Annotated in this window: 13 protein-coding genes and 1 tRNA gene; 1 reads left to right on the forward strand and 13 read right to left on the reverse strand. The window is 47.6% G+C overall.

Going from position 1 to position 15,184, the window contains the following annotated elements; all coding sequences use genetic code 11:
• Window positions 1-259 precede the first annotated feature (259 nt).
• The 6 genes from ftsY to K9N57_16545 are packed head-to-tail and all read right to left on the reverse strand — an operon-like array spanning window position 260 to window position 6,551.
• On the reverse strand, window positions 260-1,177 hold the full coding sequence (ftsY, locus tag K9N57_16520; GenBank protein MCF7805789.1) for a signal recognition particle-docking protein FtsY: 918 nt from the start codon (window positions 1,175-1,177) through the stop codon (window positions 260-262).
• A complete protein-coding gene (locus K9N57_16525) occupies window positions 1,170-1,739 on the reverse strand; it encodes a CDP-alcohol phosphatidyltransferase family protein (GenBank protein ID MCF7805790.1) in 570 nt (189 codons plus the stop codon). The genes ftsY and K9N57_16525 overlap by 8 nt, the downstream gene beginning before the upstream one ends.
• The gene (locus K9N57_16530; protein ID MCF7805791.1) at window positions 1,736-3,193 is read right to left on the reverse strand and encodes an ATP-binding cassette domain-containing protein; all 1,458 of its coding nucleotides are present in this window, start codon (window positions 3,191-3,193) and stop codon (window positions 1,736-1,738) included. Before K9N57_16530 ends, K9N57_16525 begins: the two co-directional genes overlap by 4 nt.
• A 4-nt stretch (window positions 3,194-3,197) precedes the next feature.
• Complete coding sequence (locus tag K9N57_16535) at window positions 3,198-4,475, reverse strand: hypothetical protein (GenBank protein ID MCF7805792.1); 1,278 nt, start codon at window positions 4,473-4,475, stop codon at window positions 3,198-3,200.
• The gene (locus K9N57_16540; protein MCF7805793.1) at window positions 4,472-5,533 is read right to left on the reverse strand and encodes a glycosyltransferase family 9 protein; all 1,062 of its coding nucleotides are present in this window, start codon (window positions 5,531-5,533) and stop codon (window positions 4,472-4,474) included. The genes K9N57_16535 and K9N57_16540 overlap by 4 nt, the downstream gene beginning before the upstream one ends.
• Window positions 5,534-5,552: 19 nt before the next feature.
• Window positions 5,553-6,551: a polyprenyl synthetase family protein gene (locus K9N57_16545; protein ID MCF7805794.1), complete on the reverse strand. Its 999-nt coding sequence runs from the start codon at window positions 6,549-6,551 to the stop codon at window positions 5,553-5,555.
• Between the two features lie 1,072 nt (window positions 6,552-7,623).
• Between K9N57_16545 and K9N57_16550 the strand changes: the two genes are divergently transcribed.
• Window positions 7,624-7,713 (forward strand) — tRNA-Ser (locus K9N57_16550).
• 243 nt (window positions 7,714-7,956) lie between these two features.
• Here the strand turns inward: K9N57_16550 and tadA are convergent.
• The 7 genes from tadA to K9N57_16585 form a co-directional block, all read right to left on the reverse strand.
• On the reverse strand, window positions 7,957-8,433 hold the full coding sequence (gene tadA / locus K9N57_16555; GenBank protein ID MCF7805795.1) for a tRNA adenosine(34) deaminase TadA: 477 nt from the start codon (window positions 8,431-8,433) through the stop codon (window positions 7,957-7,959).
• Window positions 8,434-8,450: 17 nt separating this feature from the next.
• On the reverse strand, window positions 8,451-8,657 hold the full coding sequence (locus K9N57_16560) for a hypothetical protein (GenBank protein MCF7805796.1): 207 nt from the start codon (window positions 8,655-8,657) through the stop codon (window positions 8,451-8,453).
• 3 nt (window positions 8,658-8,660) lie between these two features.
• Window positions 8,661-10,208, reverse strand: coding sequence for a type II secretion system protein GspG (locus K9N57_16565; protein ID MCF7805797.1), 1,548 nt, complete (start codon window positions 10,206-10,208; stop codon window positions 8,661-8,663).
• A gap of 143 nt (window positions 10,209-10,351) precedes the next feature.
• The gene (locus K9N57_16570) at window positions 10,352-12,805 is read right to left on the reverse strand and encodes a type II secretion system protein GspG (GenBank protein MCF7805798.1); all 2,454 of its coding nucleotides are present in this window, start codon (window positions 12,803-12,805) and stop codon (window positions 10,352-10,354) included.
• A gap of 45 nt (window positions 12,806-12,850) precedes the next feature.
• A complete protein-coding gene (locus tag K9N57_16575) occupies window positions 12,851-13,348 on the reverse strand; it encodes a prepilin-type N-terminal cleavage/methylation domain-containing protein (GenBank protein ID MCF7805799.1) in 498 nt (165 codons plus the stop codon).
• Window positions 13,345-13,560, reverse strand: coding sequence for a hypothetical protein (locus K9N57_16580; protein MCF7805800.1), 216 nt, complete (start codon window positions 13,558-13,560; stop codon window positions 13,345-13,347). The genes K9N57_16575 and K9N57_16580 overlap by 4 nt, the downstream gene beginning before the upstream one ends.
• Window positions 13,560-14,687, reverse strand: a complete 1,128-nt coding sequence (locus K9N57_16585; GenBank protein ID MCF7805801.1) for a PilT/PilU family type 4a pilus ATPase — start codon at window positions 14,685-14,687, stop codon at window positions 13,560-13,562. The genes K9N57_16580 and K9N57_16585 overlap by 1 nt, the downstream gene beginning before the upstream one ends.
• Window positions 14,688-15,184 lie beyond the last annotated feature (497 nt).

Below are 15,184 nucleotides of genomic sequence, written 5' to 3' on the forward strand. Positions count from 1 at the left end.
AAATTCCTCAAAATTGACTATCCTCGCAGCAGAGCAACGAGGTATTGAGCCAATTTTGTGGTTTTACCACCGGAATTTCTTTGGCAACAACTACCAACAATCACCCGCGACGCAAGCGTCGGGGAATTCTTTGATTAAAGATTTTTCTAAAGTGAGAACTACCAACGAGAGCGGGCAACGCTCTGGCTATTCACTATGTATCTCACGTTTTATTTGTATACTTGAACACCTGAACACCCGAACACTTCAGTTTACTGTATCAATAAAACAGGGCTTCGGCGAACTGCTCAGGGTCGAACGGCTGGAGGTCATCGATCCCTTCCCCGATACCGATGTACTTCACCGGGATGTCCAGCTCCCTGTTAATAGCCACCACAACGCCGCCCTTCGCGGTTCCGTCCAGCTTGGTCAGTGCAATCCCTGTGGTCTCAACCGCCTTGTTGAACTGGCGTGCCTGCATGATGGCGTTCTGTCCGGTGGTGGCGTCCAGCACCAGCAGGACTTCGTGTGGCGCATCCTGAATCTGTTTACCAAGCACCCTGTGAATTTTTTGTAATTCCTCCATCAGGTTACCCTGGGTGTGTAACCGGCCAGCAGTATCAACGATGAGCACATCCACCTCTCTGGAATTCGCCGCTGCCGCCGCATCAAATGCCACCGAGGCAGGATCTTTGGCCTGTTTGTTGGCGATGATATCCACCTGCGCCTGGCCTGCCCAATCTTCCAGCTGTTCCATGGCTGCCGCACGGAATGTGTCCGCGGCGCCAATCAGGACCGACTTGCCTTCGTTTTTCAATCGATGGGCAAGCTTTCCGATTGTGGTGGTTTTTCCGGATCCGTTCACACCGACGACCATGATTACATGTGGCTTTTGCCTTATAGCGGTCTCCTCTGCCATTTTCCCATTGGGCAGCAGGAGCTTAATTTCGTCCTGGAGGACGTGTTCCAGGGCTTCCATATCTATTTCGTCCAGTTCCTTTGCCCGATCCCGCAGGTCATCCAGCAACCGCATGGTGGCGTCCACGCCGAGGTCCGCTTCTATGAGAATTTCTTCCAGATCATCCAGCAGGTCATCGTCAAGCGAGGTTCTCCCGGAGAAAACATCCGATATCTTCCCCACCACACTCTCATGGGTTTTTTTTAACCCGGATTTTAATTTCTGAAATGCGCTACGCATATGTTTGACTTCCTTTCTTCCTTCGAATGTGAATCTTCAAATAAATAAAGTAGACCCGGAGATACCGAACCCATGAGAGGACCATTACGACATAGGCCGCCCACATCGCATAATTTTTGTATGGCATCCAGTTGAGCAGGTATAAAATGATAGTCAACGCAATGAGGTTAATACTCACTTTTCCTGAAAAATTGGCCTGGAACGCCTTTTTGTGAGCACTCATCAAGAAGGCGGCGCTGGCAATGATAGAGAGATCCCGGCCAACCAGCGTCGCTAAAAACCACCACGGGAGCCCTTCGAAGGCGACTAAATACACCATCAGACTTCCGATGGCGATTTTGTCTGATACCGGATCGAGCACCTTTCCAAAAGAAGAGACCACCTTGGAGCGCCTGGCCACGAAACCGTCCAGAAAGTCCGTTACCGCACCAATCCCCATTAGCAGGAATGCGCCGAGGATATGGTCATGTTTCAGACATATCAGAATAGGGATTAATAAAAATGCCCTGGAAACGCTCAACAAATTGGGGGCGGTAAAAATTCTCGGCTGTCGGTCAGTCATGAGCTCGAAACTTCATTTACGGTTTGAATTGGTTTTTTATACAGAATATTCCCGAAATTCGACTGAAATTGCGCCTCCAGGGTATCCCAGGATTGCGGCCCGACAATTGTGCCATCAGAAAAAAAGACCGCCCGGTCAGTCATCCGTCGCAAAAAATCGTATTCGTGCGAAATGCAGACAACCGTTGGAATTTCGTGAGTTATGAACACGTGATCAATTTTTTTCCGGTCGCCGGGACTTATTCCAATCGTCGGTTCATCCAGGATCAGGACTACCGGTTGCAGTGCTAACGCCACTGCCAAAACCATGCGTCGCTGTTCGCCCCCACTAAAACTCCATACCGGTCGCTCTCTTACATTTTGGGCTTCCAGACCCATTTTTATCAGAAAACCATCGAGGCGTTTACCATACTTCGCAGGACTCGTCCCGGGTCGAAACCGTAACATCTGCACCGTCTGCTCCAGAGTACCGCTGTACAGCATCCGCTCTGCGAACTGGGGTACATAGACTATCTCATTCGGCGAGGGGTGCATCTCAATGGTGCCGCTATCAAACAATTCAATTCCGGCAATGAGTTTCGCCAGTGTTGATTTTCCCGTGCCTGAATAGCCGTACCATCCCTGATATTCCCCTTCTCTGAGACTATAGTTCGGGATCTGTAAATAAAACGGCTTTTGTTCCGATTGCTCCGGATACGAATATTCGGCATCAGTAATTGATATAATTGATTGTCCTAATTCCGGGGTCGTGTGTCGGGACCTATTTTCTGAACCTGAAAAAGTATATTTGTACTCGCTGTTGAGGGCCGGAGTAGTATCCCGAAGGATTTCATTTTCCCCGAATTCTATTACGCGGTCACCCAGGCGTTCTTCTGCCGGATACTGGGTGATCCAGAGCAGCCCGATTCCCAGCGATTGTAAATGCCCAAGATGCTCAAACAGGGTCCGCTGCGAGGGATAATCCAAATACGATGTTGGTTCATCCAGGACAAGATAATCGTAGTCCATCACCAGGAGCCCGGCCAGAGCCGTGCGCTGCATTTCTCCTCCGGAGAGCGACTGCACCGGACGTTCCCGTAACTCCCGTAATCCCAACAGATTCAATGCCCAGTTTACCTTCTTCCGCATCCGGGCTACCGGGACATCTTCGTTTTCTAAACCGTAAGCAATGTCTCGCTCAACCGTAGTACCGAAAACCTGATTTTCCGGATTCTGATGCAGGAATCCGATTTTCTTTGTCCGGGTATGAAGTGGCTGGCCCTCAAACGTCATCTTCCCGTTTTCGGGTTGCACTGCGCCGGCAAGCAGCAGACCGAGGGTCGTCTTCCCGGTGCCACTCTCCCCCAGGAGCACGGTGCATTCATCGGTACCCAACTCTATGGAGAAATCAGTGAAAACGTAGGACGCTGACTTCTCCGGGCGATAATCGATATGTGTACAGGCTATCTTACCCATTAGTTTACGACTGGTGCTGGAGTATGTGACTGACCGTCTTTTGGGTGGCCCCGGCGTTACTTTCAATAACTTTGTAGGCGGCATCCTGCATCTTTTGTAGCTCTGACTCGTCGGAAAGCATCCTGCGAACTATCTTCCGAAATTGATCAGTCGAAGCCACCGCTTTTCCACCGTTTTCCCGTATCAGCTGAGTGGCTTCATCAGAGTTTTGGTGATCCGGGCCAAACAGCACCGCACACCGGGCGACAGCTGGCTCCATGACATTGTGCACAGAACCATTAAATCCACCGCCGACGAATGCCACATCGCCATCATGGTAGAGTTCGGCAAGCATTCCAATCTCATCAACAATTAACACCCGAGCCTCTGTCCCATTCATGTTACTGTACACCGTGTATAAAAAATTGTTCTTATCGCACCAGTTACACAGTTCTTCAATATGATCCTCTGAAGTTTCATGCGGGGCCAGGACGAGTTTTAAATTTTCGAATTCACCTAACAGCGAGGTAAATGCAGGCAGGACAACCCGGTTGTCCGGCGGCCAGATACTACCGCAAATCAGTGTTGGTGAATGCTGAAAAGAATCCGGTAATCCCGTCTGGTCCGAGGCGTTATTCGCTCGTTCCAGCACCCGATCATACCGGGTGTTACCAAAGGTATTGATGTTGTGGTTGTCGGTCAGATCACGCAGGATTTTCGCATCCTCAATGGTAATAGGATAAATGTAAGGGATGCTCCCGTAGACGGTTTTATAGAATGAACGAATGACCGGTAGTAATTTTTTGCTGGTACCGCTCAAACGGGCCGACGTCAGATATACATCAATGCCGAACCGGGACGCAATCCAGATTAAATTGGGCCATATCTCGTAGCTGGTCAGGATGAGTTTATCCGGATTTATCAGATTAAGAAAATCGGCGACACTCCGCCCGGAATCGAAGGGTAAATACGTCACTAAATCTGCCGGCGAATTCTCCTTGACCTGCTCATATCCCGAGGGCGAAAAAAAGGTGAGTATAATAACCGTCTCCGGCTCCAGGCGTTTAATTTCTTCGATGACCGGCTTCGCCATCTCATATTCGCCGTGAGATGCACAATGGACGACATAGCAGTTCGCACCACGATCCCGGGAAGCATTAAACTCTTTCAACGTTTGTTTTAGGCGTCTGCGGCCGATTATTCCCCGCCGGACCTTGGCGTTAAACGGGGCAACGATATGAAAAATCAGATACTGAATCGGGACGGCAAATATATTGTACACCAAAAACCAAAAAACTGTCATGCTTCCCCCGTGAGCCGGCTGTAGGCATCAAGTACCTGCGATTCATCAATATTTTTCATACATCGAAAATGCCCCAGCGGACATCGTTTTCTTCCCATGTGTGTACACGGGCGGCAACTCAGATTTGTGTCAGCAACCGTCTCAAATTGCGTATATTTCGGATAAAATACAATTGGCATCGCCGTCGACCCCAGAATCAGCAGTACTTTGTTTCGAAACGCGGTTGCGATATGCGTCATGCCTGAATCATTCGCCAGATGCAGGTCAGCATGTTGGATAATCTTTGCGGATTCCAGCAAGGTGGTTTTTCCAATGAAGTTAAAAACCCGATGGGATTCGCTGACATGGCTGATCACTTGCTCTGCTAAGTCCGTTTCCGCCGGTCCGCCCAATAGCGCCACGGTGGCGTTATAATTCGTGATAAGTTGTTGAATCACATTCCCGAACCGCTCCGGCGGCCATTTTTTCGTTGCCCAGGCTGCGCCCGGTGCAACGGTCACCGGATTGTCCGCCCGGCGGAAGGCGTCCACCTCGTTGGCAATACCCGGATCGCTGAAACCAAAATTCTCCGGGAAACAGAAATCCAGTCCTTCCCCGTCATCTTCCACGCCGAATGGTTCTACCGCCTCGAAATAGCGTTCCGTGATGTATTTTTCCACAGCCGGCGTCCTGATTTTCCAGTACACATAGAGCCACCGGTAAAACCGCTGCTTGTCATATCGCGTATACGGGATTTTGCTCCGGAAGGTCAACACCTGACTCCGCAGATTATCGTGCAGGTCGACAATTGCGTCGAATTTCCCGCTGTACTGAACGTCCCGGCGAAAGTTCAGGAGATCCCGGAAAGAGAAATCACTGGGGATAGTAATGGTGTTATCCACCGCCGGATGATAGGCAATGAGATCACGGAACTGCTCCTTGATGAGAAAATCGATTTTGAGGTCAGGATACTTTTTGTGCAGGGTCCGCAGCACCGGGGTGGTCAGTACAATGTCCCCAATGGAGCTGAGGCGAATAAGTAAAATCCGATTGAGCGAAGATGGTGTAATCGTGTCCATACATGGCCGGAAAAATAGGTTACTTTTCCCGGATCATGTTGAATTCGGCGAAGTCGATCAGGGCCTGTTTGTATTGTCCATCCGGAAAGATTTCCAACGCGTCGATCGCAGCTTCAGTGTACTCCCGGAGCCTTTCTCTGGCATAGGAAACACCGCCGTTGTTGGCAACCTTTCGGACGATCTCTTTGACCTGCTTGGATTTGGCGCCGCGCTTCATGGTCTTCAGAATTTTCCTGGATTCTTTATCAGGCAATTTTTCGACCGTGTGCAACAACGGCAGGGTAATCATATTTTCCTTCACGTCCTGCCCCACCGGTTTGCCGATGATACTTTTCTTACCGACGAATTCGAACAGGTCATCTTTAATCTGGAAGGCGATGCCCAGGTTTTCACCGTATTCCGCCAGTGCTTCTGCTTTGTCAGTGTTGCTGCCAACGGTAATGGCGCCAAGCTTACAGGCTGCCGAAATCAGCGAGGCAGTTTTATCCCGGATCATCTCGTAATAGACATCTTCATCCATACCGTCGCTGCGTGCCTTTTCGATCTGGAGGATTTCCCCGCTACTCAGGCGTTCGGCAGTGTCGGATAAAAGTTCGAGCGCCTCAAAATCCTTGAGTTTAATCATGTTGATCAGGGATTTGCTGAACAGATAGTCGCCCATAAGAACAGAAATTTTGTTCTTCCAGACGGCATTGATACTCGGAATACCGCGCCGTAGTTCTGCCCCGTCCACCACATCATCGTGAATCAAGGTGGCGGTATGAATCAGCTCGACCAGCACCGCGGCCTGGTAGGTATTTTTATTCGGTTCACCGCAAAGCTTTGACGCCAGGATGACCAGCATCGGCCGAATTTTCTTGCTTCGCTGTTTAATCAGGTAACCGGCAACTTTATTGATAAGAAAAACGCGGGATTTCATGGACTCAGAGAAGGCCTCCTGAAAGGTATCCATCTCGTCGGCCACCGTCGCCTTTATATCCTTGAGGCGCAACTTCCGGTCTATATCCAGTGTCTCCATAAATAGAGGAGAATTTATGTATGGACTCCGGTGCAGTCAAGGCAATAAGGGCTTGGCCAAATGAATTATCAAAGTCCAATTGACTGGGGCAGGTTTCTCGATCGAAGAAGGAAAAAAGGAGAAAGGAAAAGAGAAAACGGGTATAAGGTATATGGTATAAGGGTATAGGGGCTGAGTCTCCCGCTTCAAGACCGCGAAGTGGGTTTAAGCGGGGGAGAAAGGGAAAAGGAAAACCTGTTGGTCGTAACCGCTTCAGCGGTTTTCAGATTGAAAAGTGAAGAATGAAAACTGTTAGTGGTTCGTGGTTGGTTGTGTGTTGTGACAGGAGTCAGAGGCCAATGGAGCAGTCGCAGCAAACTTTATAATTTTCCGCAACCGCGACACAAACCCGTTCCCCCTTTAAAGGGGGACAGGGGGATGATAAAACCTCTAAAAAGGCAGAAGCAATGATCCAATAGCCACTCTCCAAGTGACCTTCCTCGCCTTGATTGAAGAATGAAGATTGAATTTTGTTCACTCCCTCCCGTAATAAAAAATGAAAAAGGGAGACCTGGAAAAAGAAAACGGGAGGGTATAGGAGCTGAGTCTCCCACTTCAAGACCGCGAAGCGGGTTTAAGCGGAGATTGCCATGGAGAATGGAGACCGGAGAAGCTGTTGGTAGTCACCGCTTTAGCGGTTTTTGGTTTTGAAGGACAAATGGACACTGTTCGCCCCAAAGGGCCCCCTCCCGGGATTGTAAGTGGTTGGTGGTGTGTTGTAGGAGCGAATCGGGAGCATTCCGGAAGGGGAAAGCAAATGTTTTACCCGCCAGGTAACTCGGTTTTTCCTGGCGGGTAGCTCCTAGGTAAGCTAGCCACCTTCCGGGAAAAATAGCTACCCGGAAGGTGAAAACGCGGCTAAAGCCGCGACTACCAACGAGAGCACAATAACACGCCGTTACTTGAACACCTGCCCCGCAGGGAGCCCGTTGGAAAAGCCCCGGACTAGTCATTCTGATTTCCCCGGCTTTTCAAAGGTGTGCCGGAAATCCACTTTGGACTGATACCCGGTGGTGTTATATTTGAGTTGCACGGAGAGGTGTCAGAGTCTGGTTGAATGTGCCGCACTCGAAATGCGGTGTCCGTCTTTGACGGACCGGGGGTTCGAATCCCTCCCTCTCCGCAAGAAAATCTGTAGTAAAGTATTCAGGTGTTCTAGTTTCAGAAGTGTTAATGGGTTAGAGTGCTATTGTTAAAATCGTCACGAGTCGCGCGTCTCACATCCTCAACCTAAAAGCCCGGGAATGGTGGTAGTTCCCTTTTAAAGGAGTATTGTTCGTAGTTAGTTGGTTATCGGTTGTTGTATTCCGATCTCCGGTCACTAATACCTTATACCCCTATACCCATTCTTCGACCGGATACGGAATTACGTAAATCTTGGTGGCGACGGATTTCGGGATTGGGTAAAAAACTCGGACAGGAGCTGTCGGCATTGCTCTTCCAACACCCCGGAAACAACGCTGGTTTTGTGGTTCATTACCGGCTGGCCGCAGATCTCGAAACGGGAACCGCACGCGCCGGCTGTTTCGTCCACAGTTCCGTAGATCACCGTTTCGATGCGGGCGTTCACGATGGCGCCGGCACACATGGGGCACGGCTCCAGGGTCACATACAGCAGACAGTTCTCCAGCCGCCAGTCCTGCAGGGTGTTTGCCGCCGCGGAGATTGCAAGCATTTCGGCGTGTGCAGTCGGATCGTTCATCTGCTCCCGCTGGTTATATCCTTTGCCCAGGACATCCCCCTTCGGGGAGACAACCACCGCCCCGACCGGGACTTCTCCCTCCCGGAAAGCATTTTCCGCCTCCCGGAGGGCCATCTTCATAAATCGCTTATTTCGTTCCATGTGAGATTATAACGGATTTACATGGTGAGACGCAAATACAGAAAAACCACCGCAATGATTAGAAAGATAATCCCGACCACCCGGTGGTTTCTGATGGCAAAGCTGTCCGTGGTCACTACCCGGCGGGATTTCTCATTCAGCCTGATAAGTAATTCAGGCGCAACGAGAAAGATGATCCCGAACAGGATGCAGAGCGCGCCAATAATAATGAATGCGAGATACATAGTTTAGAAAACGACAGTTTGTGCACTGCCATCAGTAAAATGAAATTTTACCTGAAAGGCAGTGACGACTGGTGAGGTCATATCGTTATTAAATTGAAATTGAAAATTTTGGTTAGGACTACCCGGGAGTAAATAAGTATTATTAAGATATACTTTATCACCACTTGCGCGTCCATCGTCATTATAGTAGGTAACATTAGTTGAACCGGTAGTATTCACAATTTGCTGTAAAAGATTACCACTTCCGCCCGACCAAGTCACGGTCATCGCATTTATTCTCGCGCCAAGAGTACCTTCATTATCAATAGTTACTGCAATGTTCGAACCAGTGACGCTGTATGTGCCTATTCGCGATATATTTGGGGCACTACAGCTGCGTGCTATATCGAAAGTTATTCGTTGCGTTGGCCCTTTCATCGGATCAAGTTCAACCTCAAAGGTCGTTCCGGACATATTTAACTCCCCACCACCACTACCTATGTCATCAGCAAAATGCATCTCAAGGGTAAAGGGAGAATTCGTACTATCAATAGTTATGGTATTATCTAGGACAATTTGACTCCCTGAGCCAACCCTGGAGGTTCTATCAGGAGGATTATCCCAATCCCAATATTCTGTACTACCACCGGATAACTGCACTGAACCTAAATATGGAGTCTCTCCGTTCCAACAATCTCCATTCGCCGAAGAGGACCAATTTACGGTCATTCGTTCAATTATGTAGGGTGGTACACCAGTATTAGAGACAGTGAAACTAACAATTTCTGGATCAGATGAATTTGCCCATTGTGTAGTCGGTGCAGTTCCTGACAACTGTAATTCTCCATAATTCGGTTCCAGGGTAATGTTCATCCTTATGTCATCATTTAAATCGACGGATACAGGTTCCGTTTTTGTAATACCAAGTGAGCTTGCATCAATGTCAATCTCTCGGTTCCCAATTGGTACATTGTTATTAAACTTATACAATTTGTCAGCAGAAACCCAACTGGGATCTGGTACACCTGGTATTGAGATATTGCTCGCTGGAACCTCACTGGGTATTATTACGACTCCATTTTGGTCGAACAAACGAACTTCAACAGTATTATTTAATATTGCATCTCTTGAAGATGCTATATTAATAGAGAAATTGCCTCCTGGGCTATAAATGTAAGGCGTTGTTCTATCAGGAGGGTCTGGATAATATTCATATCGTTCTCCATACGCATCGTATTTGTATGAATTGGGATCATCAGCAAAATCTATCTCTAAATATGGCCCACCCCAATTAGGTGAATTTTCATAATTTTCAACTAACTGTCCAAGAGTATCTGGCAATTTACCCATATCCCCTACATATCCAAAGTAAGTGCGTACTCCTCCATCCCGCAGATCCGGGTCACCAACTATCGCTGTTCGAATCACCTGCATTTCCTGTTGAGTTCCAAGGAATTTGCGATTATCCAACGACCTATTTAATGACCTAACACCAACAGCTGTAAGGATACCTATGATTATTATTACCAAGACAAGTTCTAGCAGTGAGAATCCATTCTCAGCCTGCAACAAACTTTTTAATGTGCTCTTAATCCTTGCTCCTTTTACTCGGCTTTACTGAAGCTTTAACTATTTTCCTCCTAATATTCCTTTTACGAAATATTTTTCAGGTTTCAATAGTAGAAATTCAAACCACCAGTGCCTTAGCGCATTATTTAACTTGTCAATCCAGAGACTGGAATAGCAATCGGATATTCGTTTCCATAAGGGTCTTTAAAGATAACCTCAACACTAATGCCTTCCATATCAACTGGGTCACCTCCTGTACTTGCATCATAGAATCCATGAAGTAAATTGGGCGCAATTTTACCTGGACCAAATGTAAGGGGAGAATCCAATGTCAGGGTACTATTATTGGACAATCTATCACCTCCATTTGCTTCGCTGTTAAAAACAGTAACCCCACCAAACTCGGCTTCCGTCAAATACACTTCACTATCATGCCAATCAAAATAAATTTCTTTCACGAAAACCTTTGTTTCACCACCATTTTTAAGGGTAAAATCCAATTCGTACACCTTGGCTTGTGGCACATTTGAATTATCAATTGGTGATACTACATATTCAGAATTATACCCACTTCCGAGACGAGATCCGCTGATATCCAAATCTCCGCCAGCTATGATTCCGCCGACAAAATCGTGATCACTGGCTGCAATATGCGTTGAACCACCGCTCCAGAGCAAGCCAGTCAGGGAACCCGACGTGTTCGTATACTGTATACTTCCGCCGGCCCAGAACCCTTCATTAAATACGTTCGAATTCCCTGAAATTTGGGCGCTTCCGTCCACCCAGATCAGCTTTTCAAACGTATGACTATTCCCGCTGATTTGAGCAGCTCCATCAGCATGGATAGAAGCGTTCACGGTGTGAGTATTACCTCCGCTCGTGGTCACATTCCCCCCGGCCAGGATGATTATCTCATCGTCCTCACTTGCAGTCAGCAGATCCCCACGAACGTTCACATTACCGGAAACATCAAATATCACGCTGCCGCTTATGGTGGCATCGCTGATGGTCAGTGAGCCATTATTTACCTTTATGACGTCATACTCAAAGGTAAGAGCGCTGCCGGACAGGGTGTAATTCCCAGATTCATTCCCAACTTTGACTTCATTCGAATCATAACTCCACGGTTCTCCCATTGTAGGTAGTTCCACGTTTGCCTGGTTACCCTGCGGAGTATTGTTACAAAATGCCGGATCCCTTCCGGGTGATGAGAAGGTACCGACGGCAGTGACATTTCCACAGAACGTACTCTGGGTGTTTCCGTTTATGGTGATATCACTATTCGAGTGGATATCCCCTGGGTTAATATTGTGATGGTTTCCGGCAATATCTATATCACCATCAACTAAAATAAAGTAATCTGTGAGAGGTTCATCGGTCTCTTCTCCACCGGTTTGCTCTTCAGGACCAGTTACTAAGGAATTAGTAACATACTGTATCTGTCCAGGTATCCCATAATTGCCAATCTCGAAGGCAATTGATTGTTTCCCGGCATTAATTGGCCAATAGTCTATTGTGAACCGGGTACCTCTCATATCAACATTATAAACATCTCCTTTGACAACGTCCTGAAATACCATGGAGGTAAAATCCATCTGCCCTGGCGTAAATGTAAACGGCTCATTTGACCCAAAATGGATGATACCACCACTATTGAGCCGTGCTCCCTCACCCTGATTAACATGATTAAATAGGGTATTACCTTCAACTGTAGCAGAAGCTAATTTGGGTTGAAAGGGCCCCCAATAATTCCCAAAAGACTCCCAAGTAATTCTCATTTGACGAATTTGGAAAGATACGTCACCCGTATTTTCAGCTGTATAATCAACAATATGGTTATTGCCACCATATACATCCGCTTTCTTGGATTCAGGGGAATTAACATATTGGATAATTCCAACACCAGGCGAATTGGTTTCAGACTGAGATGCTATATTTTCATTCCCGGTTATAGGCTGTTTATCACCATTTGAATCGATATAAAAAATATCGCCAGGACACTTTGTTAATCCATCTGCTATCCATTGATTATCCGTGTTGTTGACTTTTGTAAATGGCACGGTATCACAACCACTCAATACATATGGGGTATAACCGGCCCGATTAAATGAAATTGTCATATCATTGTTTAAAATATCCTCTTCTGAGGACGCAAATTTGTAAGTGAGGAGTGTATCAACGCCATTAGGACCATTTGAATACACAACTACAGTTCCATCATCATATCCATATTCATTATTCCAGGGATCTTTAATTGCTTTTTCAGGATTATTTGGATATTCAGTGACATCCAGGTAAGGCCCATTCCAAGAATCACACACATCGGCAGGTTTCTTTATTAAATCCATCAAAGAAGACGGTAAAGCCCCGACATCTCCAACATATCCACATTCACCCGCAATTTGCGGATTCCCCGCAATTGCGTACCCAATTTCCACCATTTCTTGTTTAGCAATGGTATAATTAGATTTTGCTACACTTTTTGCAACAACCTGTAAAGCAAGAGTTGCTACAATAGCAACTGCAACTAATACACCAATAAGTTGGAAAAGAGTAAATCCTCGATTCCCAGATAAAATGATATTTGGTAGCCTTTTCATCGTTTGGCCCTTTCTGGGTTTTCCTTTTTTGTTATACTTGAATGCTTAACCCGCATTTAGTTGAATGGTTATATTATCATCAGTTTGATTGATCTCGCCGTCTGGTCCCGCACTAGTTATTGAGCCCCCATTTGTTGTGCTAATTTCGTACGGATTCCCCCAGGCATCCTTTTTCCAGTCGTCATCACCTTCGGGATTTATATAAGGGCCATTCCATCCTGACTGTGTAAATGGGTCCCAGGTATCACTACCCGGTCCTGAAGTTGGCTGCGGGGACACTAAATCTTCTAAATCGTCTGGTAGCGCATCATTATCCCCGTAAAAACCTTTGTCTGCAATCTGCCCACCCACAGTCGATTCCGGATCGCCCATAATCGCATCTTTGATAGTCTGCAGCTCCTTTTTGGTGGATTGAATCCGGGCATTTTCAATGGCCCCGGTGATTCTCGGGATCGCGGCCGCACTGAGAATTCCAAGTACGACTATCACCATGACGAGTTCAATCAACGTAAAGCCAGCGGATTTATTCAGTCTGTGTCTCATAAAAACACCAGTAAATCCACGAAGATCACGATTCCAATAAATATCAAAATAATCCCCATGGCCTTGGGATGTTTCAGGATGTCTTCATCACTGAACAGAACAATATTGCCTATCTGGTTGAGTTTGATCATCGCCTTGGGGAAAAAGGTAAATAATACGCCGCAGACCACCAGTAACCCGATTAACAGATCGTATGAACTCTTGATATCCATCAATCGTCCTCGATGGCCAGTTCGATGTTCTCGTCGCTGTCGGTCTCTTCCGATTTTTTATCTCCCCCGGCCTCCATTTTGATCCGGAGCTTCAGATCGTTGGCGCTGTCGGCGTTTCTGAGGGCTTCTTCATAGCCTATATCCCCCTGTTGATACAGTTTGAACAGCGATTGGTCAAACGTCTGCAACCCTTCCTGGGAACCGGCCGCGATGGTCTCCTTGATCTTATCGAACTCTCCCTTGTAAATCAGATCAGAAATTCTGGGAGTATTCAGCATCACTTCCAGGGCCGCAATTCGTCCATCTTCGTCCTTGCGCTCCACCAATCGCTGGGAGACAATCCCCCGCATGTTCTGCGACAGCTGTAACTGCACCATCTTGTGCTGCTCGGACGGGAAAAAGTTCATCACCCGCTCCATGGTCTGGTTGGTGTTGACCGAATGGAGGGTCGACAGCACCAGATGCCCGGTCTCCGCAAATTTTAGGGCGGAGGACATGGTTTCCTGATCCCGTATTTCCCCGATCAACAGAACATCGGGCGCCTGGCGCAGCGCACTTTTCAACGCACGCTGGTAGGATTTCGTATCCATGCCCACTTCCCGCTGGGTCACGATGCTCTTTTTATGATAGTGCAGAAATTCCAGCGGATCCTCCACCGTCACGATGTGGCAGGTCCGGTTGGTATTCTGTTCATCGATCATGGCGGCGAGGGTGGTGGACTTTCCGCTGCCCGTCGCGCCGGTAACCAGGATCAGCCCCCGCTTCGCCATGGCCAGTTCTTTTAATATCGACGGCATCCCCAATTGGTCCAGTGTCTGAATCTTGGATTTGATATGCCGGATCACAATACCGATAGAACCACGCTGGCGGTAAATATTCAGCCGCAACCTGCCGACGCCGCTGATGGAGTAGGCGAGATCGATCTCGTTTTCCTTCTCGAATTTCTCCTTTTGCTCCTCATTCAGGAACTGGTATGCAATAGCCTTGGTCATCTCCGGTGTAAGTTTGGTCGGAGACATGGCATACACTCCGCCCTCAATCCGGTACATCGGAGGGGCCCCAACCGTGATATAAAGGTCGGAGGCATCCTTTTGGACCATCTTTTTTATGAGTTCATTCAGGTTCATAATCGCCGCAAGTTTGCCTTAGTTTTTAGTACTTCATTATACGTTGTAACCGCTGTCATTCCAAGGTTTTTGTATGTTTCATAGTGTTAGAGTGTTCGGGTGTTTCCCAAAGGGATCCCTTCGGGGCAAGTGTTCAAGTTCCTGTGTGACTGGTATCACAAGAGAGCCCTGTTTCATGTGCGAAGAACGCCCTCGTTCTCCCCTTCCGGGCAGCTATTCCCGGAAGGTGGCTAGCTTACCTAGAAGCTACCCGCCAGGTAGACCGAGCTACCTGGCGGGTAAAGCACTTGCTCTCCCCTCCCGGAAAACTTTCGATATGCGCCCACAACGAACCACCAACCACGAACAGTCTTCATTTTTCCCTTTTTATTCTCCATTCGTCGCTATTCATTATGAACCAATAACCGCTGAAGCGGTTACTACCAGCAGCTTCCTTGTTTCCATTTTCCATTTTCCATTTTCCCATCTCCTTATTAAACAAAACCGATTAAGAGTAG

The organism is Candidatus Neomarinimicrobiota bacterium, from assembly GCA_021734025.1.
In the GTDB taxonomy this organism is placed as follows: domain Bacteria; phylum Fidelibacterota; class JAANXI01; order JAANXI01; family JAANXI01; genus JAANXI01.

Coding starts and splice junctions, on each gene's coding strand:
- K9N57_16560 (MCF7805796.1), bottom strand. CDS start 8,657: ATGTATCTCGCATTCATTATTATTGGCGCGCTCTGCATCCTGTTCGGG.
- K9N57_16585 (MCF7805801.1), bottom strand. CDS start 14,687: ATGAACCTGAATGAACTCATAAAAAAGATGGTCCAAAAGGATGCCTCC.
- K9N57_16530 (MCF7805791.1), bottom strand. CDS start 3,193: ATGGGTAAGATAGCCTGTACACATATCGATTATCGCCCGGAGAAGTCA.
- ftsY (MCF7805789.1), bottom strand. CDS start 1,177: ATGCGTAGCGCATTTCAGAAATTAAAATCCGGGTTAAAAAAAACCCAT.
- K9N57_16575 (MCF7805799.1), bottom strand. CDS start 13,348: ATGAGACACAGACTGAATAAATCCGCTGGCTTTACGTTGATTGAACTC.
- K9N57_16535 (MCF7805792.1), bottom strand. CDS start 4,475: ATGACAGTTTTTTGGTTTTTGGTGTACAATATATTTGCCGTCCCGATT.
- K9N57_16580 (MCF7805800.1), bottom strand. CDS start 13,560: ATGGATATCAAGAGTTCATACGATCTGTTAATCGGGTTACTGGTGGTC.
- K9N57_16570 (MCF7805798.1), bottom strand. CDS start 12,805: ATGAAAAGGCTACCAAATATCATTTTATCTGGGAATCGAGGATTTACT.
- K9N57_16545 (MCF7805794.1), bottom strand. CDS start 6,551: ATGGAGACACTGGATATAGACCGGAAGTTGCGCCTCAAGGATATAAAG.
- K9N57_16540 (MCF7805793.1), bottom strand. CDS start 5,533: ATGGACACGATTACACCATCTTCGCTCAATCGGATTTTACTTATTCGC.
- K9N57_16525 (MCF7805790.1), bottom strand. CDS start 1,739: ATGACTGACCGACAGCCGAGAATTTTTACCGCCCCCAATTTGTTGAGC.
- tadA (MCF7805795.1), bottom strand. CDS start 8,433: ATGGAACGAAATAAGCGATTTATGAAGATGGCCCTCCGGGAGGCGGAA.